The sequence below is a fragment of the Neoaquamicrobium microcysteis genome, from assembly GCF_008180155.1.
Lineage (GTDB): Bacteria > Pseudomonadota > Alphaproteobacteria > Rhizobiales > Rhizobiaceae > Aerobium > Aerobium microcysteis.
The window spans coordinates 246,843-264,292 of sequence record NZ_VSZS01000062.1 but is presented as its reverse complement, the minus strand read 5'-3'; the positions used below and the strand labels follow the sequence as shown (position 1 = coordinate 264,292).

Sequence of the window (17,450 nt, the reverse complement as noted above, 5' to 3'; positions counted from 1 at the left end):
CTCCCCTGCTTTGGCACGAACCGTTTTCCAACAATGCACAGCTCTTGCGAAATTAGTTTTCGTCTTCGCACGCCGGCACCGACAGGGCCCGGGGCGTCGACCCCTCAGGCGAACGATTTTCCACGAACGGCCCAAAAGTTGGAACAGCCTAACTCTACAAAATCCATAGAAATTACGATTTTTGGTGCGGATCGAAGCCCGCGCCCCTGAAGCGCATCCTTCGCCCGGCCGCTGCCAACCTCAGGAACGGATCTCGCACGCCGGCGCAATGGAAGAACTGCGGGTGCACGGAAAGAAGACATGACGCATTACCGCCTCTCTCTCATATCGCGGAGTTTTCGATGAACATGGCTCCGCGCAACGCCGCACCGGATACCCTCCATCTGGAACCTGTCGGGCTCTTGCAGAACCCCTCGGGGGTGCCAACCGATCTTGTTCGGCTGGAAGGGGTGTCGAAGGTATTTCCCGCCAGCAAGGCAAGTGCCGCTGTAGCCGCTCTCGACGGGATCGACCTGTCGGCTGCGGCCGGTTCGATAACTGCCATCATCGGCAGGTCCGGCGCTGGCAAATCCACGCTGATCCGCCTCATCAACGGCCTTGAAAAGCCGACTACCGGCCGCGTCATGGTCGGTAGCACCGATGTCGCCGCGCTCGCTGAAACGGGCCTGCGAGATATTCGCCGATCCATCGGCATGATCTTTCAGCATTTCAACCTGCTGTCGTCGCGCACGGTATTCGACAATGTCGCGCTGCCGCTCGAAATAGCGGGCACTCGCCGCGCCGACATCGCAAAGCGCGTCACGCCGCTTCTCGACCTGGTTGGCCTTGCCGACAAGCGTGACCGCTATCCCTCCGAGCTTTCCGGTGGACAGAAGCAGCGCGTCGGCATCGCCAGGGCGCTGGCGACGCGGCCCGCGCTGCTGCTTTCCGACGAGGCGACCTCCGCGCTCGATCCAGAGACCACACAATCGGTGCTCGATCTGCTCAAGCGCATCAACCGCGAACTCGGCCTCACCATCCTGCTCATCACCCACGAGATGGAGGTGGTGAAACGCATCGCCGACCACGTCGCGGTGATCGACAAGGGCAGGATCGTGGAACGCGGCTCCGCCTTCGAGATTTTCAGTGCGCCCCGGCACGAGACGACGAAGGTGCTGCTTTCGGGTGTGCCGGGCATGCAGATTCCCGACTATGTGGCCGCCCGCCTGACACATGAGCCCTCGCCGGCGAGCCAGACGGTGATGCGCGTCGTATTCACTGGGCCGCACGCCACCGATCCCGTGCTCTCGCGCTTGACCGGCGAGCTTGGGCTGGAACTCAACATCCTCGGAGGTGCCGTGGATGAGATCGCCGGCGAGCCCTTCGGCACGCTGCTCGTTTCATTTCCCGCCGACGCGGCGAGATTGGCTCTCATGCGTTCCTTCCTTGGTCAGCGCGGGCTCAAGACGGAGGTTCTCGGCTATGTCGCCTGAAATCGCCTGGCTCATCCTGCGCGCAACCGGACAGACGCTCCACATGGTCGCCGTCGCCGCCGCCGTCGGCTCCCTGGTCGGGGTACCGCTGGGGGTATTCCTGGCGACGAGTGGCAAGGAAGAACTTTTCGCGGCTCCGATGACGAACCGGATACTGGGCGCCATCGTCAATGCGACGCGCTCCACGCCCTTCATCATCCTCGTGGTCGCCATCATCCCCTTCACCCGGCTGGTCGCCGGCACGTCGATCGGCACCAACGCGGCGATCGTCCCGCTGACCATTGCGACCATTCCCTTCGTCGCCAGGCTGGTGGAATCGGCGATCCGGGAGGTCGATCCGGGCCTGATCGAGACGGCGCGGGCCATGGGTGCTTCTCCTTTGCAGGTAGTCTGGAAGGTGCTTCTGGCAGAAGCTAGACCCGGCATCACGCTGGCCCTCACGCTCACGGTCGTGAGCCTCATCGGCTACTCGGCGATGGTCGGCGCTGTCGGAGGCGGCGGACTGGGCGACCTCGGCATCCGATACGGCTACCAGCGCTTCATGCCCGACGTGATGCTGGCCGTCGTCGTCGTCCTCATCGTGCTCGTTCAAGCCATTCAGTCCATCGGCGACCGGCTGGCCCGTCACTTCGACAAGCGCATCCGTCCGCGCTGACACATCCATCCCAAGCAAACTGACCCCAAGGAGACTTCCCAATGCTTGCCAGAATTGCACTTGCCGCCAGCCTTACGCTGGGTCTTCTCGCCGGCGCCGCCTCAGCCGAGACCATCAAGGTCGGCGTCACGCCCGGCCCCCATGCGCAGATCCTTGAAAAGGTGAAGGAGATTGCAGCCAGAGACGGTCTCGATATCGAGATTCTCGAATTTTCAGACTATGTCGTCCCCAATCAGGCGCTCAACGATGGCGAACTCAACGCCAACTCTTTCCAGCACAAGCCCTATCTGGACAACCAGATCGCCGACCGGGGCTTTGACCTCGTGGATGTCGCGTGGACAGTGAATTTTCCGATGGGCATCTACTCCAACAAATATGAGAGCTTCGAGGCGCTGCCCGATGGCGCCACCATCGCGATCCCGAACGACCCGACCAACGGCGGCCGCGCGCTGCTCATCCTGGCGGACAAGGGCCACATCAAGCTCAACGAGGAGAAGGGCCTGCGCGTCACGGTGGCCGACATCACCGAGAACCCGAAGAATTTCAACTTCATCGAACTGGACGCTGCACAGCTTCCGCGCTCGCTCGAAGACACCGACGCGTCGGCGGTCAACAGCAACTACGCTATCGAAGCGGGCCTGAACCCTGCGGAAGATCCGATCCTTTCCGAAGGTGAAAAGGCACCTTACGTGAACCTGATCGCCGTGCGGAGCGTGGACAAGGACGCTGCATGGGTAAAGCCGCTAGTCGATGCCTACCACAGCGACGAGGTCAGGCAGTTCGCACTCGATACCTTCAAGGGCGCCGTGGTTCCGGCCTGGTAGCAAGTCGCGCGGGGGGGTGAGCGATCACCCCTCCTTTTTGCTATCCGCCGCCTGCTCCAGCAAGCCGCGCAGCTTGCGCGCGGGTTCCGATGAAAATCCCGCCTCGTCCAACCGAATGACCCGATCGCGCGCTGCCGCTGCTATGTCGGTTCCATCGGGCAGCCCGATAAGCCACGCGAGAAAGACGTCCTCCGGACTTGCCTGTGCGAGCGGCGAACGGACGGGCGAGAGCGCCTCGCATCTGTCGAGAGTATATCCTGGACGTACGATCTCATCTCAGGCCTCGATCGCGATGGCGGAAAGAGGCCTCGAGCAGCAGGCAAGGATAAAGCCCTCGTCTATCTCGTGGTCGAGGATACCGCCATTGTGGCTCATCTCGACCTCTCCCGACAGCTTCATCACCTTGCAGGTCCCGCATAGGCCGAACTCGCAGGCGGCCGGTATGCGAACCCCGGACGCGCGCGCGGTCTGAAGCACCGTCTGCCCGGAAACGCACTGCCCGTCGATATCGGAAAATGCGAAGCGCACCGGCAGGGTGGGTTCAACCTTCCCCTCGCCCGCATTGTCGGCAGATGGCGTCGGCAATGGCTCGGCAACCGGCGCGGCAAAGCTCTCCTGATGATACTGAGCCATGTCGAATCCGGCCGCTTGAAGCATGTCGCGCACCGCGCGCATGAACGGCTCGGGCCCGCAGCAGAACACCTCGCGCTCGCGGAAATCCGGCGCGAGCAGCGGCAGGCGCACGGCATCGATGCGGCCCATATGGCCGAACCAGCTCTCGCGGCTCGAGCGCTCCTCGATCAGGAACCCGAGCGAAAGACCCGGCATCCGGCTGCCCAGCAGTTCCAGTTCCTTGCGGAAGATGATCTCCTCCGGCCTGCGCGCGCAATTGACGAAGGCGACATCCGTCCATGGCGCGCAGTCGTTGAACCAGCGCAGCATCGACATCATCGGGGTCACGCCCGACCCGGCGGAGATGAACAGATACTTGGCCGCCGGGTGGTCATGATGAGAGAAATCGCCGGATGGTCCGTAGGCGCGGATATGATCGCCGCGCTTGAGATGGTCCAGCATCCATCGGGTGCCGAGGCTGCCCGGTTGCGCCTTGACCGTCACCGAGATCGAGAAAGGCCGCGATGGTGACGACGACAAGGTGTAGGTGCGCATGATCGGCTCGTCGCCGACCGGCAACTCCAGCGTGATGAACTGACCCGGCTTGTAGCGGAACCATGTCTGGTTGTCTGAGCGAAAGGTGAAGGTCTTCACGTCCGGAGCTTCGTCGGCAATGCCGATCACTTCCAGCACCTGCAGCCGGTCGTTCCACGGCGCCATCTCGTCCAGGTGGCGGTAAAGGCCGGGATCCGTCATCGCGTTCATGGCCTCGTCCTCACGCCACGCTCTTCAGCGTGGGCTTCTGGCCTTCGCTCAGCCGCGGTTCGATGAAGGACGCGTACCAGTCGACGAACTGGATGACGCCGCCCTCATGTAGTTCAGAATACGGCCCCGGCTCGTAGGCGGGCGACGTGATACCGAACGCGTTCTCCTCGACGATACGGCGGTCCTGATCGTTCGTCTCGGTCCAGACGTGGGTGAGTTCGTCCAGCGTATAATCGACGCCCTCGACCGCATCCTTGTGGACGAGCCACTTGGTGGTGACCGCCGTCTCGGTCGCACTCACCGGAAGCACCCGGAACGTGACCGCGTGGTCGCCCAGAACGTGGTTCCACGTCGTCGGGTAGTGGTAGAGAAGCAGCGAGCCGATGCGGTCAGCCGAGACATTGTCCGACAGGTTCTTCTTCACCGCCCGCTTGCCCGTCATCGTGTAGCTGACGGCATCGCGCAGCAGCGGTGCGCGGGTGGCGCGAAACTGCCCCGCCTCGTCTATGCGGAAGCGCGACGGCAAGCCGGCCGCCTCGCATTTCGCCCAGTGCGCGACCATTTCCGGGTCGCTCTCAGCACCGTTGACGCCTGTCACGGTCGGCGCTTCGGGGAACGTCTTGCACAATTCGGGATGATTTCCGGCGCAGTGGTAGCACTCGCGGTTGTTTTCCCACACGAGCTTCCAGTTGCCCTTTTCGATGATCGTGCTCTCGTAGGCCACCTTGGCGTCGGCCAGCCTGTGCGGCAGGAAATACGGCTCCATCATTGCGCGGAACGGCGCGAAATCGGCAGGCTCCTGCGCGAGGCAGATGAAGATGTATCCGCCGGCCCGCTCGCAGGCCACCGGCTTTAGCGAGAATTGCGAGGGGTCGAAATCGTCGGCCATCTGACGCGCGAACAGCAGCTTACCGTCGAGATCGTAGGTCCATTGGTGGTAGGGGCACACCAGCCTCGCGGACATGCCCTTGTGCGTGTTGCAGACGCGGCTGCCGCGATGGCGGCACGAATTGTGGAAAGCGCGTATGCCGCCTTCGCGGTCGCGTACGATCACCACCGGATAATCGCCCACCTGCACGGTGAAGAAGCTGCCGGGCTTGGGCAATTCGCAATCGTGACCCACGAAAAGCCAGTCGCGATACCAGATCAGCTCCATGTCGAGCCGGTGAAAATCCGGGTCGATATAGAAAGGCTGTTCCAGCGAATATCCCTGCTTGCGGCTGCGTATCAGCCTCAGCATCTCGTTGCGCGCATCCATGTCCTGTCCTCGCATCGTCGCTCACAAGGACTGAACTGGTGGTGATGGAGGAAGGAAGGGCGTCGAGCGGCAGGGGTTCGCCCCAGCCCGAACGTTTCCGCCTCTTGACCGCCCACCGCGATCAGTCGGTTGCATCAGGCCCAGGGCTGGTTTCCGGGCTCCGAAGCCGTCCTGTTGGACTGTCGCGACACCTTCCCAGACATTCTTGTCCAGTGGTCTCCCGTCGCGACTTTCAGCTTCGCTACCGTTGCGGGGGCAGCGCCGGATTTCGACCGGCTTCCCAATTCTCCGCTCCGATCGTCACGAAGCGGCACCTCAGGCATGCGTATCTAAGCATGACCCGCCCTGCGGCAAACCCGCGAAAGCGACACGGCGCGGACGCAAAGACGACACGGGAGGGTTCATCCTTCCTGGGCAACAGCCGTTCCGTTTCGCGCCATTTCGTGCGATAGCTGCTCAAACTTTGACCAAAGGGACAAAAGAAGAGTGCCATGACGAGCACCCCGACACGACAAACCACAGGCGCGAGCCTGCATGCGCTGCCGAAAGCGGCTCCGGCCGGGCATGGCGCCCTCCCGAGAAATCCCGGCATGGCGCTCGACATCGGCTGGCTGGAGGAGATGCGCCACGTCAACCGCTCGGCGCTTGAGCGCCGCGCGCAGACGCTGACGAAGCGTCGTTCCATCAAGGCGGACAACCAGGCGGCTTGGCTGTTGCGTTCCATCTCGCTGATGGATCTCACCACGCTGAGCAGCCACGACACGGACGAGCGCGTCAGGCGGCTCTGCGCCAAGGCGCGCAACCCGCTGAGCGCCGACCTCATCGCCGGGCTGGGCCTCGGCGACACGGCCATCCGGCCGGCTGCCGTCTGCGTCTATCATCCCTTCGTTGCGACGGCCGTGAAGGCGCTGGAGGGCACAGGCATCCATGTCGCAGCCGTCTCCACCGCATTCCCGCATGGCCTTTCACCGCTGGAAACACGCATCGCTGAAATCCGCGCCTCGGTAGGCGACGGGGCCGACGAAATCGACGTGGTCATTCCCCGCGGGCTCGTTCTGGGCGCGAAATGGCAGGAACTGTACGACGAGGTCGCCCAGTTTCGCGAAGCCTGCGGCGAGGCGCATCTCAAGGTGATCCTCGGCACCGGCGAACTTTCGACGCTACGCAACGTCATGCTGGCCTCGATGGTGTCGATGATGGCCGGCGCGGACTTCATCAAGACGTCGACCGGCAAGGAGAGCGTCAACGCCACGCTCCCCGTCGGCCTCATCATGACGCGCGCCATACGCGCCTATGAGGAGCGCACCGGCTTCAAGATCGGCTTCAAGCCCGCCGGCGGCATCTCTACCGCTAAGGCCTCGCTGGACTGGCTGGTTCTGATGAAGGAAGAGCTTGGCCGCCGCTGGCTGGAGCCGGATCTCTTCCGCTTCGGCGCGTCCAGCCTGCTCACCGACATCGAGCGCCAGCTCGAACACCACCTTACCGGCCGCTATTCGGCCGCCCATCGCCACGCGATGGCCTGACGGGGAACGACATTGAACATTCTCGAACGCTACCAAGCCATGGAATACGGCCCCGCCCCCGAGGCGCGCAACGAGGCCGACGCCTGGCTCAAGGCCCGCGACTTCTCCGCATCGCTGTTCATCGGCGGCCAGTGGAAGAAGGCGACAGGCGGCAAGACCTTCGACACCGCCGAGCCCGCGACGGGCAAGCACCTGGCCAGCATCGCTGAGGCGGGGCACGCCGACATCGACGCAGCCGTGGCCGCAGCCCGCAAGGCTTTGCCGAAATGGCAGGCCGCGTCAGGCTATGAGCGCGCGCGCGTCCTCTATGCCATCGGCCGCGCCATGCAGCGCCATGCCCGGCTGTTCGCGGTTCTGGAATCGCTCGACAACGGCAAGCCGATCCGCGAAAGCCGCGACATCGACGTACCGCTGGCCATCCGCCATTTCATCCACCACGCCGGCTGGGCGCAGTCGCTGGCCAAGGAGTTTCCGGGCCATTCCGCGGTCGGCGTCGCCGGCCAGATCATCCCGTGGAACTTTCCGCTGCTGATGCTCGCCTGGAAAATCGCGCCGGCCCTTGCCGCAGGATGCACGGTCGTGCTCAAGCCAGCCGAGTTCACGCCGCTGACGGCCATACTGTTTGCCGAGATTTGCGAGAAGGCGGGCGTTCCAAAGGGCGTCGTCAACATCGTGCATGGCGGGCCTGAGGCCGGGGCCGCGATCGTCAACCATCCCGACATCAACAAGATCGCCTTCACTGGCTCGTCCGAGGTCGGCAAGATCATCCGCAAGGCCACCGCCGGCTCCGGCAAAAAGCTGTCACTCGAGCTCGGCGGCAAGTCGGCCTTCGTCGTCTTCGAGGACGCCGATCTCGATTCGGCGGTTGAAGGCCTCGTGGATGGCATCTGGTTCAACCAGGGGCAGGTCTGCTGCGCTGGTTCGCGGCTGCTGGTGCAGGAGGGCCTCGCCGAGGCGTTCCTGGCCAAGGTGAAGGCACGGATGGCGAAGCTGCGGCTCGGCGATCCGCTCGACAAGAACACCGATATCGGGCCGCTGGTGGACCGCACCCAGCTCGACCGCGTGCGCGGGCTGGTCGCGCAAGGCGAGAAGCAGGGCGCTCTGTGCTGGAGCCCTGAGAGCGAGCTTCCTATGATAGGATGTTACCATCTTCCCGTTCTCGCAACCAATATCGGACCGGCCAACATTCTGGCGCAGGAAGAAGTCTTCGGACCGGTGCTGGTCGCGATGAGTTTCCGCAACACCGAAGAGGCCATCGAGCTCGCCAACAACACGCGCTACGGCCTCGCCGCTTCCGTCTGGAGCGAGAACGTCAACCTCGCGCTCCACGTTGCGCCGCAGCTGAAGGCCGGCGTCGTGTGGATCAACGGCACCAACATGTTCGATGCGGCATGTGGCTTCGGCGGCTATCGCGAAAGCGGTTTCGGGCGCGAGGGCGGACGCGAGGGCATGCTCGAATATCTGGCAACCGCGAAGGTAAAGGCCACGCAGATCAAGGCTTTCGACGCGCCGGGCGGCGTTGCGGAACGATCGGAAGGCGATGGCTCGTTCATCGACCGCACGCCGAAGCTTTTCATCGGCGGCAAGCAGGTGCGGCCAGACGGCAATTATTCCATGGCCGTGCACGACGCCAAAGGCCGCCATGCCGGAGAGGTCGGGCTGGGCAGTCGCAAGGATGTCCGTGACGCGGTTACCGCTGCGCGCGGCGCGAAGGGCTGGGCCTCGGCGACCGCCTACAACCGTGCGCAGGTTCTCTACTTCCTCGCCGAGAACCTCGCCGTTCGCGCCGACGAGTTCGCTGCACGGCTGACCCAGCTCACCGGAGCGTCTGCCAAGGCTGCACAGGCCGAGGTCGACGCTTCCATCGAGCGGCTGTTCGAAGCGGCCGGCATGGCCGACAAATTCGAGGGCACGGTGCACAATCCCCCTGCCCGCACGGTGACGCTGGCTTTGAACGAGCCCGTGGGCGTGCTGGGCATCGTTGCCCCAGACGACGCCCCCCTGCTCGGCCTCGTTTCGCTGCTGGCGCCGGCGCTCGCCATGGGCAACACCGTGGTCGCCGTCCCGTCCGCGCGGTGGCCGCTGATCGCGACCGATCTCTACCAGGTGCTCGAGACGTCCGACATTCCGGCAGGCGCGGTGAACATCGTCACAGGCCGCACCGGCGAACTCGCCGCGGTTCTGGCGAAGCACGACGACGTGGACGGCCTGTGGATCGTTGCCGACAGCGCGACCTGCAAGGCGGCCGAGCTGGAATCGACGGGCAACCTCAAGCGGGTCTGGACCTCGAACGGCTATGCCGTTGACTGGAACTCCCCCGCAGGCGCGCTAGAAAGCTTCCTGCGCCGGGCCGTCGAGGTGAAGAACGTCTGGGTGCCTTACGGCGACTGAGCCGCTGCGAAGCCACAGGGGGAGGCGCGATGAGCGAGATCGTTCTGCACAACTACTTCCGCTCGTCGACCGCCTACCGGGTTCGCATCGCGCTCAACCTCAAGGGCGTCGGCTACGAATACGTAGCGCACCATCTTCGCCACGGCGGGAACCGCGCGCCGGACTATCTGGCGATAAACCCGCAGGGACTGGTGCCCGCGATGGTCTGGAGCGACGGCACCGTCATCGCGCAATCGCTGGCGATCATGGAGTTTCTGAACGAAACGGTGCCGGAGCCGCCTCTGCTGCCCGCTGACGCAATGGGTCGCGCGCGGGTGCGCATGCTCAGCCAGATGATCGCGTGCGACATCCACCCGGTAAACAATCTGCGCATCCTCAACGCGTTGCGCAGCCGCTATGGCGCCGACGACACGGAGATAGCGGACTGGTTCAGGCACTGGGTCAACGAAACCTTCCAGCCGCTTGAAAAGATTCTGTCGCAGAGCCCCGAGACCGGCAGCTTCTGCCACGGCGACACGCCGGGCATGGCCGACATCTGCATCGTCGCACAGGTGGCCAACAACGCCCGTTTCAACGTCGACATGACCCCTTACCCGACGATCTGCCGGATTCGGGACGCCTGCATGCAACTGCCTGCCTTCGCCGATGCCGCTCCCGCCCGCCAACCGGACGCGGAATGAGGCTTATGCTTCGCTGACCAGCAGTACCAGCGTATCGGCAACCAGCGCCGGCCGCTCCTCGCCTTCGATTTCGACGACATTGCTGGTCTTCATCAGATGCTGACCAGGGCTCTTTTCCTCCAGCGATACGAGCGTGGAGCGCAGACGCACGCGCGCACCCACCCTCACCGGCGAAAGAAACCGCACCTTGTCGAGCCCGTAATTGACGGAGGCCGATAGCCCCTTCGGCTGCGCGCCGATCTCGTAGGACATGCCGGCAATCAGCGACAGCGTCAGAAAGCCGTGGGCGACAGGCGCACCGTAAGGGCTCTCCCGCCGCGCGCGCTCGACGTCGACATGGATCCACTGCCGGTCGCGTGTCGTGTCCGCGAAGCTGTCAATCATCGCTTGGTCGACCTCCACCCAACTCGACACCCCAAGTTCCCGGCCAACCATCGTCATGAGATAGGCAAGCGTCATTTCCTCGTCAGCCAAGCCGGCTTCTCCCGTTCCTCAGGCAAGACAGTCGCCGTTAAGTTCGTTCGCGCCGCCAACGCCGCAAAGCGCCAGGGTCAGATCGAACTCGGCGACGATGTTGCGGATGATTTCGGCGACTCCGTCCTCGCCGGCGAGCGCCAGCCCGTAGACATAGGGCCGGCCAACGAGCACCGCGCGTGCACCAAGCGAGAGCGCCTTGGCTACATCGGCTCCCGATCGCACGCCGGAGTCGAGCAGCACCGGCCTGTCTCCGGCAGCCGCGACAATGGAAGGCAGCACGTCCAGCGTCGCCGTCTCTCCATCCACCTGCCTGCCGCCATGGTTGGAAACGATGATTCCGTCGACCCCGAGTTCGGCCGCTTTTCTGGCGTCATCGGCACGGCGCAGCCCCTTCAGCAATATCGGCAGCTTCGTCATATCGCGCAGCCGCTCGATGTCGCTCCAGTTCAGGTCGGGCCGCGAATAGGTGGCGGTGAAATGTGCAACCGCCGCCCTCATCTCGTTCATGGAGAGGCCATGGTGCCTGCCCTTGCGGACAAGGCTGAGGGCTGCGGCAACGACGCCAAGCCCCTTAGGCCTGAAGCCAGAGTCGGGCGGCGAGGCGGGTACCTTCGAGCGAAAAACCGGATCAGTCAGATATTGCGCCAGCCCGAGACCACGCAGGAACGGCAGATAGGCCAGATCGAGATCGCGAGGCCGCCAGCCCAGCAGCGTCGTATCGAGCGTGACGACGATAGCTTCCGCCCCGCATCTTTCGGCTCGCGAGACCAGCGAGCGCACAACGTCGTCGTCGCTCGACCAGTAGAGCTGGAACCAGCGCGGCGCATCGCCCATGGCAGCGGCGCAGTCCTCCATCGCCACCGACGCCTGATTGGAGAATACATAGCCGACGCCCTCGCGCGCGGCAGCGCGAGCCACCGCCAGGTCGGCGTCGCGATGCACCATCTCCAGCACCCCGACCGGCGCGAGCAGGATCGGCGCGCGGTGCGTGCGGCCGAACAGCTCAACGGTGAGATCGCGCGACCCGATGCCGCCGAGAACCTTCGGCGCGAGCCGCACCTTCTCGAATGCTGTACGGTTCGCGCGCATCGTAGCCTCGGTGCCAGCACCGCCGATGATATAGGCTGCCGCCGCACGGCTCATGCGCCTCGCTGCACGCCGTTCTAGCGCTTCGGGCGAAACCGGCACCACCGGCCGTGCGCCGCCTACCCCGGTCACGTAAATCTCGGTCTGGCGCAGCCTGCCCGGCTGAACGGCCGGTGCCTGCCTCGATGCGTCGCTCATCTCTCCCTCCCGCGGCTGGCGAGTCAGCCGATCGCAACCTTAGGAAGATGCGGCCATGGCTTCAATTGTGGAAGATCAGCCGCTCGCCGATGTGCAGCACGAGCCCGGCGATGCCTCCGATCAGCATGCCGTTGAAACGGATATATTGCAGGTCGCGGCCGATATTCAGCTCGACAAGGCGCGTCAGCTGCACGATGTCCCAACGCCGCACCTGATCGGCGATGAAGGTCGAAACGCCACTCTTCTGGCTCTCCACGAACGACGACAGCGCAACCACGAAGCCCTGGTTCATGTCGGCTCGGATCTTGGGATCAGCGGCAAGCTGATGGCCCACCTGAACGAACATGTCAGAGAGGTGCCTGCGAACCAGCGAATCGTCGGATTGCAGATCCTGCTCGACGAAGGTGCGAAGGCTGACCAGAAAGTCCGTCGCCAACCCCTTCAGTTCCGGGCGCGCCAGCAGGTCGCGCTTCAGCTTTTCGGCGCGCTCGGCATAGTCGGGCGAGGTACGAAGCTGCTGGATGAAGCCTTCGACGAAGCGATCGAACTCACGCCGGATCGCATGATCGGGATCGGCTTCCGCCTCTTCGATCAGCGAGCCGGCCGAAGCGACGATCTTCTTGAGGAGATAGGCGTCGGCACGAAACAGGTTTGCGACGCTGGGCAGTTCCTGCCTGATCTTGTCGCGGATGGACGCCAGCGCTTCCTCGTCGTTGAGCAATCCGCCGAAGACCCGCAACAATTCGTCGAAGAGCTGCTGGTGGCGACGGTCCGCCGTGAACGCCGAGAGCATATCGGCGGCAAACGGCGCCACCTGCACCTTCTCGATCTGCTCCGTGATGCGCTTCGAGACGAACTCGCGCAGGCCGGAACCTTCCATCGCTTTCAGAGCCTGCGGCGCGAGGCGGGCAACGAAACGCGAAAGGCCCGATGAGCGCCCGCGGTCCGAAAGCCAGTCGGCAACCAGAAGTGCGAAATCGACTTCCCTGAGCTTTTCGCGAACGGGGCCGGCCGCCAGGAAATTGACCTCGATAAAGCGGCCGAGATTGTCGGCGATGCGGTCCTTATTGGCGGGGATGATCGCCGTGTGGGGAATGGGGAGGCCTAAAGGACGCCGAAAGAGGGCGACGACTGCATACCAGTCCGCCAGACCGCCGATGGCCGCGGCTTCGGCGAATGCAGCCACGTAGGCAAGTGCCGGATAGCTGTCCTGAAGCGCGCGTGCGCCCAGAAACACCGCAACACAAACCACCAGCGCACCGGTAGCTATCGCCTTGGTACGGCGCAGTGCGACAAGCTTCGCCCTGTCTTCTGTCTCAAGCTGTGCGCCCCGCGCCAGCATTTCGGAAGGGGCCGCGCTCATTGCATGTCCTCGCATCGCTTCGTTCACGAGCAATGTGGGGGCCGCAGCCGGTTTAGTCACGCAAAAGCGCTCAGTAGGCGCCTGCCAGGTTGCCGAAATCGCCGATGCCCGGGCGGGCCGGAAGGGCTGCGACGGGCTCGATATCGATCGTGCCAAGCGTCTCTCCATCCGCAAACCGCAGCGTGGCGTTGAACCGCCTCGCCAGCCGCTTCATCGCCTCATTCTGGGGATGGGTGGTGACGAGCAGCCGCTCGTAGCCAAAGGCGCGGGCACTCTCGATCAACCGGGCAAACAGCAGGCCGCCCAGTCCGCGGTGCTGCAGCCGCTTCTCGACGCTGAAGGCGATCTCGCCGGTCGGTTCGCGGTCCTGCGGGCGCTCATGCAGTTCGGCTGCCCCCAGCACCTCCCCATCCTCGACATAGCCGATGACGATGGTGCCGTCATGAAAGCAGCGCTCTGCGTAAGCGGCAACGAAGGCGTCGTTGGCCGGGCCGTTGAAGCGATCCCGGCGGCTGGCCTTGTCCAGACGCAGCAGATGCGCCCGGAACTGCGGGAGTTCGGAATGCCGGAGAAGCCTGACCACCCCGGTCAGCGGGGCGACGGCGCGGGTTATGGGCTGTTGCATGTCGCGGTCCTCGTGGGTCCTCCCCGAGTCGTCGCAACTCGACACACGCATATATTGTGCAATGCAACATGATTTGCAAGCGAGCGGCGATGCGCAATGCGCATTGCTTCCATGCGCGCAGCCATGCCCCCGCCTCATTTAACTTGAAAAAACGACTCCAGATTAATCGATTGCACCCTGGAATGGTTCTAAGCTATATACCATATCCAGACATATGCTTCGCGCCCGTGAAAGGCAGTCTCATGCGGCTCACTCGCCAGACGAACTACGCCATCCGCATCCTGATGTACTGCGCCGCCAATGAAGGCCGGCTCAGCCGCATCCCCGAGATCGCGGCGGCCTATTCGGTATCCGAACTGTTCCTGTTCAAGATTCTCCAGCCGCTCGTGGAAAACAAGCTGGTCGAGACGGTGCGCGGCCGCAACGGCGGCGTGCGGCTCGGAAGGGCCGCTTCCGCGATCACCCTGTTCGATGTCGTGCGCGTGACGGAGGACAACTTCGCCATGGCCGAATGCTTCGAAAGCGATTCGGCCGAGTGCCCGCTCGTCGATTCGTGCGCGCTGAACGAGGCCCTGCGCAAGGCGCTAGGCGCGTTCTTCGACGTTCTTTCCAGCTACACGATCGAGGATCTCGCCAGCGCGCGCTTCTCGCTGCGAGACCGGCTCGGCATCGACGACCTGCCGCGGCTGGCCGCCAACGCCTGACGCGTTACAGCACCGCGGATTGGGGAAGGACGAACGGCGCGTTGCCCTCAGGCAGCGCTCCCACCTTCAGTCTGCATTCGAAGACTCGGTAGATGAGGTCGTCTGTGAAGACGTCCGACGGCGAGCCCGATGCCGCCACCCTGCCCCGATTCATCACCGTCACATGGTCGGCGAACATCGATGTCAGGTTCAGATCGTGCAGAATAGCGACCACACCGCCGCCGCGCGCAGCGAAGTCGCGTGCGATCTTCATGATGACGAGCTGATGCTTGATGTCCAGGCTCGACACCGGTTCGTCCAGGAACAGCCAGCGCGGCTCGCCTTCCAGCACCGGGGCCCAGACCTGGCACAACACGCGCGCAAGCTGCACGCGCTGCTGCTCGCCTCCCGACAGCTCCTGATAGAAGCGGCCCGCGAACCCCTCGAGGTCCACACGCGCCAAGGCACGTTCCGGCAGCCGCTCGTCTTCGCCCGCAAGCGCGCCGGACCGGCCGTTGACGATGCCCAGCCGCACGATCTCGCGCACCGTGAACGGGAATGACAGCGTCGTCGCCTGCGGCAGCACTGCTCGCAGACCGGCCGCCTGCCACGGCTTCATGTCGCGCAGGTCGCGCCCATTGAGCCGGATGGTGCCTTCCGATTTCAGGTCGCCGGAGAGCGCTTTCAGGAAGGTCGTCTTGCCGGACCCGTTGGGGCCGACGATGGCCGTCACCTCACCCGGACGCGCCACAAACTCCACGCCGTGAAGAATTGGCTTGTGGCCGAAGGAAACCGAAACGTCGCGTGCCTCGATCATCGCAGTCCCCTCGCTTACAAATCCAGAATGCCGCGTTTGCGCAGCAATATCCAAAGGAAGAACGGCGCACCCACCGCGGCGGTCACGATGCCGATAGGCAGTTCCGCCGGCGCGACGATGGTGCGGCTGACCGCATCGGCAAGCAGCAGCAGCGATGCGCCCAGAAGCGCGGACGCCGGCAGCAGGTATCGATGATCCGGGCCGATCAGCAGGCGTAGCAAATGCGGGACGACGATGCCGACGAAACCGATACCGCCCGACACGGCAACCGACGCCCCGGTTGCTGCGGCCACCCCGACGATGGCGACGTTCTTGAACCGCTGCACCGGAATGCCGAGATGATGCGCTGTTGCCTCGCCCAGCGCCATCGCGTTGAGCGAGCGCGCCATGAACGGCGCAGCGATCAGCGCGAGCAGAATGATTGGCCCGGCAGCCGTGATCTTCGTCCACGTCGCCCCGGCCAGTGATCCAAGCCCCCAGAACGTCAGGTCGCGCAATTGCCTGTCATCGGCGAGATAGACGAGCACGCCGGAGAACGCGCCGGCCATCGCCCCCAGCGCAATGCCCGCCAGCAGCATGGTGGCTATGGAGGTCTGCCCGCGTCTGGTCGCGACGCGATAGAGGATCAACGTGGTTGCCAGACCGCCCGCGAATGCCGCAAGCGGCAACGCGTAGATGCCGAACAGCGCCACGACCGGCCCCAGCACCGTCGAGCCGAGCACGATGACCGTGATGGCCCCGAGCCCAGCGCCGGAGGACACGCCCACGAGGCCGGGGTCCGCCAACGGATTGCGGAACAGCCCCTGCATCACAGCGCCTGAGACGGCCAATGCGGCGCCGATCAAAATGCCCAGCACGACGCGAGGCAGTCTTATGTCATAGACGATGATCCGGTCGCGCGCCGAAAGCGCAGCATCCGCCGCCTCGCCCGCCACCATCCAGCCGAACACCACATCCCACGCAGAGGCGTCCGAAGCGCCCGAGGTCAGGCTGAACAGCGAGACCACGACCAGCGACAGCGCGAGCACGCCGATCGTCGCCCTGGCACGGGCCGACCGATCTCCTTCGACGGTCTCCGACGGGAAGCCCACGCCCCGGATTCTCTGCAACATCTGCATGCCGGCCCTCAGTCGGCCACGGCGTCGCCGTAGAGCGCGGACGAAAGCTCGCGCGCCGCCGCCGCCGTCCTTGGGCCGAAGCCCAGCAGGAACGCGCCGTCCATCCGCACAACGCTTTTGCTCTGGGCGGCGGGTGTGGCGGCGATGGCGGGGTGCCGCAGCAACTCGTCCACCTGCGTCTCGTGGTCTCCGCCGCGATCCATCGCGAGGATCACATCGGGCGCTGCCTCGATGATCGCCTCGTCGGTAAGCTGCTTGTAGCCCTCGTAATCGGTGACGGCGTTGAGGCCGCCCGCGATAGCGATGATGCCGTCGGCAGCCGTATTGGTGCCCGACGCCAGCACGCGCCCGCCTTGCAGCGACAGCACGAACAGCACCGTCTTGCGCTCGGTTATGTCTGCCGTCGCAGCCTGTGCGGCCTTCAGGTCGGCGTCGGTCTGCGAAGCCAGCGTCTCGGCCTTGTCCTCGACATCGAGCACATCGCCGACGATCCGTATCTTCTCCAGAATACCCTCGGCGTCGAACCTGTCGGGCACGGTCACCATCGGCACGCTGGCCTTCTCGAGCACTTCGAGCGCTTCAGGCGGGCCACTACCTTCGAGTGCGATAATCAGGCTTGGATCGACCGACAACACGCCCTCCGGCGAAAGCGCGCGCATGTAGCCTACGTCGGGAAGCTCTAGCGCCTGCTCAGGGAAGGTGCTCGTCGAATCGCGGGCGATCAGCCGCGCTTCTTCGCCAAGCGCATAGATGATTTCCGTGACCGAGCCGCCGATGGCGACGACGCGGGACGAATCATACTGGCCGTCCTGCGCCATGGCGCCGGCGAACGGGAATGCGACAAGCGCGGCGACACCGAACGCCGCCGCGCGCAGGAAAAGTCGGATTTGCATGGTCGTCTCC

At 64.4% G+C, this 17,450-nt stretch carries 16 protein-coding genes and 1 riboswitch; of the genes, 7 read left to right on the top strand and 9 right to left on the bottom strand.

The window, feature by feature from the left end; translation table 11 throughout:
- Positions 1-341: 341 nt before the first annotated feature.
- Genes FY036_RS11850 through FY036_RS11840 form a run of 3 tightly spaced genes read left to right on the top strand, consistent with a single transcriptional unit; the run spans position 342 to position 2,951 of the window.
- Positions 342-1,472, top strand: a complete 1,131-nt coding sequence (locus tag FY036_RS11850) for a methionine ABC transporter ATP-binding protein (protein ID WP_235897640.1) — start codon at positions 342-344, stop codon at positions 1,470-1,472.
- Positions 1,462-2,127 (top strand): methionine ABC transporter permease, encoded by a 666-nt coding sequence (locus tag FY036_RS11845; RefSeq protein WP_148914934.1) that lies wholly within the window; start codon positions 1,462-1,464, stop codon positions 2,125-2,127. The genes FY036_RS11850 and FY036_RS11845 overlap by 11 nt, the downstream gene beginning before the upstream one ends.
- Before the next feature lie 41 nt (positions 2,128-2,168).
- Complete coding sequence (locus FY036_RS11840) at positions 2,169-2,951, top strand: MetQ/NlpA family ABC transporter substrate-binding protein (protein ID WP_148914933.1); 783 nt, start codon at positions 2,169-2,171, stop codon at positions 2,949-2,951.
- A 276-nt stretch (positions 2,952-3,227) separates the two neighbouring features.
- Here FY036_RS11840 and FY036_RS11835 read toward each other — a convergent pair whose 3' ends face one another.
- Together FY036_RS11835 and FY036_RS11830 are read right to left on the bottom strand one after the other, a co-directional pair.
- Positions 3,228-4,319, bottom strand: a complete 1,092-nt coding sequence (locus tag FY036_RS11835; protein ID WP_148914971.1) for a hybrid-cluster NAD(P)-dependent oxidoreductase — start codon at positions 4,317-4,319, stop codon at positions 3,228-3,230.
- Positions 4,320-4,338: 19 nt separating this feature from the next.
- Positions 4,339-5,586: an aromatic ring-hydroxylating oxygenase subunit alpha gene (locus FY036_RS11830; protein ID WP_148914932.1), complete on the bottom strand. Its 1,248-nt coding sequence runs from the start codon at positions 5,584-5,586 to the stop codon at positions 4,339-4,341.
- A 127-nt stretch (positions 5,587-5,713) separates the two neighbouring features.
- A riboswitch (cobalamin riboswitch) is annotated at positions 5,714-5,919 on the bottom strand.
- A gap of 158 nt (positions 5,920-6,077) precedes the next feature.
- Here FY036_RS11830 and deoC point away from each other — a divergent pair.
- Genes deoC through maiA form a run of 3 tightly spaced genes read left to right on the top strand, consistent with a single transcriptional unit; the run spans position 6,078 to position 10,180 of the window.
- Positions 6,078-7,109: a deoxyribose-phosphate aldolase gene (deoC, locus tag FY036_RS11825; protein WP_148914931.1), complete on the top strand. Its 1,032-nt coding sequence runs from the start codon at positions 6,078-6,080 to the stop codon at positions 7,107-7,109.
- A gap of 12 nt (positions 7,110-7,121) precedes the next feature.
- On the top strand, positions 7,122-9,500 hold the full coding sequence (locus FY036_RS11820; protein ID WP_148914930.1) for an aldehyde dehydrogenase family protein: 2,379 nt from the start codon (positions 7,122-7,124) through the stop codon (positions 9,498-9,500).
- 29 nt (positions 9,501-9,529) lie between these two features.
- Positions 9,530-10,180 (top strand): maleylacetoacetate isomerase, encoded by a 651-nt coding sequence (gene maiA, locus FY036_RS11815; RefSeq protein ID WP_148914929.1) that lies wholly within the window; start codon positions 9,530-9,532, stop codon positions 10,178-10,180.
- A 3-nt stretch (positions 10,181-10,183) separates the two neighbouring features.
- On the opposite strand, the gene FY036_RS11810 is transcribed toward maiA, so the two are convergent.
- From FY036_RS11810 to FY036_RS11795, 4 genes are all read right to left on the bottom strand, one after another.
- Complete coding sequence (locus FY036_RS11810; protein ID WP_148914970.1) at positions 10,184-10,639, bottom strand: MaoC family dehydratase; 456 nt, start codon at positions 10,637-10,639, stop codon at positions 10,184-10,186.
- A gap of 33 nt (positions 10,640-10,672) precedes the next feature.
- Entirely contained in the window at positions 10,673-11,941 is a 1,269-nt protein-coding gene (locus FY036_RS11805; RefSeq protein ID WP_148914928.1) for an alpha-hydroxy-acid oxidizing protein, read from the bottom strand.
- A 61-nt stretch (positions 11,942-12,002) separates the two neighbouring features.
- Positions 12,003-13,304, bottom strand: a complete 1,302-nt coding sequence (locus FY036_RS11800; RefSeq protein ID WP_148914927.1) for a DUF445 domain-containing protein — start codon at positions 13,302-13,304, stop codon at positions 12,003-12,005.
- Between the two features lie 70 nt (positions 13,305-13,374).
- The gene (locus FY036_RS11795) at positions 13,375-13,929 is read right to left on the bottom strand and encodes a GNAT family N-acetyltransferase (protein ID WP_148914926.1); all 555 of its coding nucleotides are present in this window, start codon (positions 13,927-13,929) and stop codon (positions 13,375-13,377) included.
- 242 nt (positions 13,930-14,171) lie between these two features.
- On the opposite strand from FY036_RS11795, the gene rirA reads away from it, so the two are divergent.
- Positions 14,172-14,633: an iron-responsive transcriptional regulator RirA gene (rirA, locus tag FY036_RS11790; protein WP_148914925.1), complete on the top strand. Its 462-nt coding sequence runs from the start codon at positions 14,172-14,174 to the stop codon at positions 14,631-14,633.
- Between the two features lie 4 nt (positions 14,634-14,637).
- On the opposite strand, the gene FY036_RS11785 is transcribed toward rirA, so the two are convergent.
- From FY036_RS11785 to FY036_RS11775, 3 genes are read right to left on the bottom strand one after another with little or no spacing between them, the layout of a single operon-like run.
- On the bottom strand, positions 14,638-15,429 hold the full coding sequence (locus FY036_RS11785) for a heme ABC transporter ATP-binding protein (RefSeq protein ID WP_148914924.1): 792 nt from the start codon (positions 15,427-15,429) through the stop codon (positions 14,638-14,640).
- A gap of 14 nt (positions 15,430-15,443) precedes the next feature.
- The gene (locus FY036_RS11780; RefSeq protein ID WP_148914923.1) at positions 15,444-16,541 is read right to left on the bottom strand and encodes a FecCD family ABC transporter permease; all 1,098 of its coding nucleotides are present in this window, start codon (positions 16,539-16,541) and stop codon (positions 15,444-15,446) included.
- 14 nt (positions 16,542-16,555) lie between these two features.
- Positions 16,556-17,440, bottom strand: coding sequence for a heme/hemin ABC transporter substrate-binding protein (locus FY036_RS11775; RefSeq protein ID WP_148914922.1), 885 nt, complete (start codon positions 17,438-17,440; stop codon positions 16,556-16,558).
- Positions 17,441-17,450: the final 10 nt, after the last annotated feature.

Bases quoted from the DNA above. Each gene is read 5' to 3' on its own strand.
- FY036_RS11830 (WP_148914932.1), bottom strand. From the start codon at position 5,586: ATGGATGCGCGCAACGAGATGCTGAGGCTGATACGCAGCCGCAAGCAG.
- maiA (WP_148914929.1), top strand. From the start codon at position 9,530: ATGAGCGAGATCGTTCTGCACAACTACTTCCGCTCGTCGACCGCCTAC.
- FY036_RS11795 (WP_148914926.1), bottom strand. From the start codon at position 13,929: ATGCAACAGCCCATAACCCGCGCCGTCGCCCCGCTGACCGGGGTGGTC.
- rirA (WP_148914925.1), top strand. From the start codon at position 14,172: ATGCGGCTCACTCGCCAGACGAACTACGCCATCCGCATCCTGATGTAC.
- FY036_RS11845 (WP_148914934.1), top strand. From the start codon at position 1,462: ATGTCGCCTGAAATCGCCTGGCTCATCCTGCGCGCAACCGGACAGACG.
- FY036_RS11810 (WP_148914970.1), bottom strand. From the start codon at position 10,639: ATGACGCTTGCCTATCTCATGACGATGGTTGGCCGGGAACTTGGGGTG.
- deoC (WP_148914931.1), top strand. From the start codon at position 6,078: ATGACGAGCACCCCGACACGACAAACCACAGGCGCGAGCCTGCATGCG.
- FY036_RS11805 (WP_148914928.1), bottom strand. From the start codon at position 11,941: ATGAGCGACGCATCGAGGCAGGCACCGGCCGTTCAGCCGGGCAGGCTG.
- FY036_RS11775 (WP_148914922.1), bottom strand. From the start codon at position 17,440: ATGCAAATCCGACTTTTCCTGCGCGCGGCGGCGTTCGGTGTCGCCGCG.
- FY036_RS11835 (WP_148914971.1), bottom strand. From the start codon at position 4,319: ATGACGGATCCCGGCCTTTACCGCCACCTGGACGAGATGGCGCCGTGG.
- FY036_RS11800 (WP_148914927.1), bottom strand. From the start codon at position 13,304: ATGAGCGCGGCCCCTTCCGAAATGCTGGCGCGGGGCGCACAGCTTGAG.
- FY036_RS11840 (WP_148914933.1), top strand. From the start codon at position 2,169: ATGCTTGCCAGAATTGCACTTGCCGCCAGCCTTACGCTGGGTCTTCTC.
- FY036_RS11785 (WP_148914924.1), bottom strand. From the start codon at position 15,429: ATGATCGAGGCACGCGACGTTTCGGTTTCCTTCGGCCACAAGCCAATT.
- FY036_RS11780 (WP_148914923.1), bottom strand. From the start codon at position 16,541: ATGTTGCAGAGAATCCGGGGCGTGGGCTTCCCGTCGGAGACCGTCGAA.
- FY036_RS11850 (WP_235897640.1), top strand. From the start codon at position 342: ATGAACATGGCTCCGCGCAACGCCGCACCGGATACCCTCCATCTGGAA.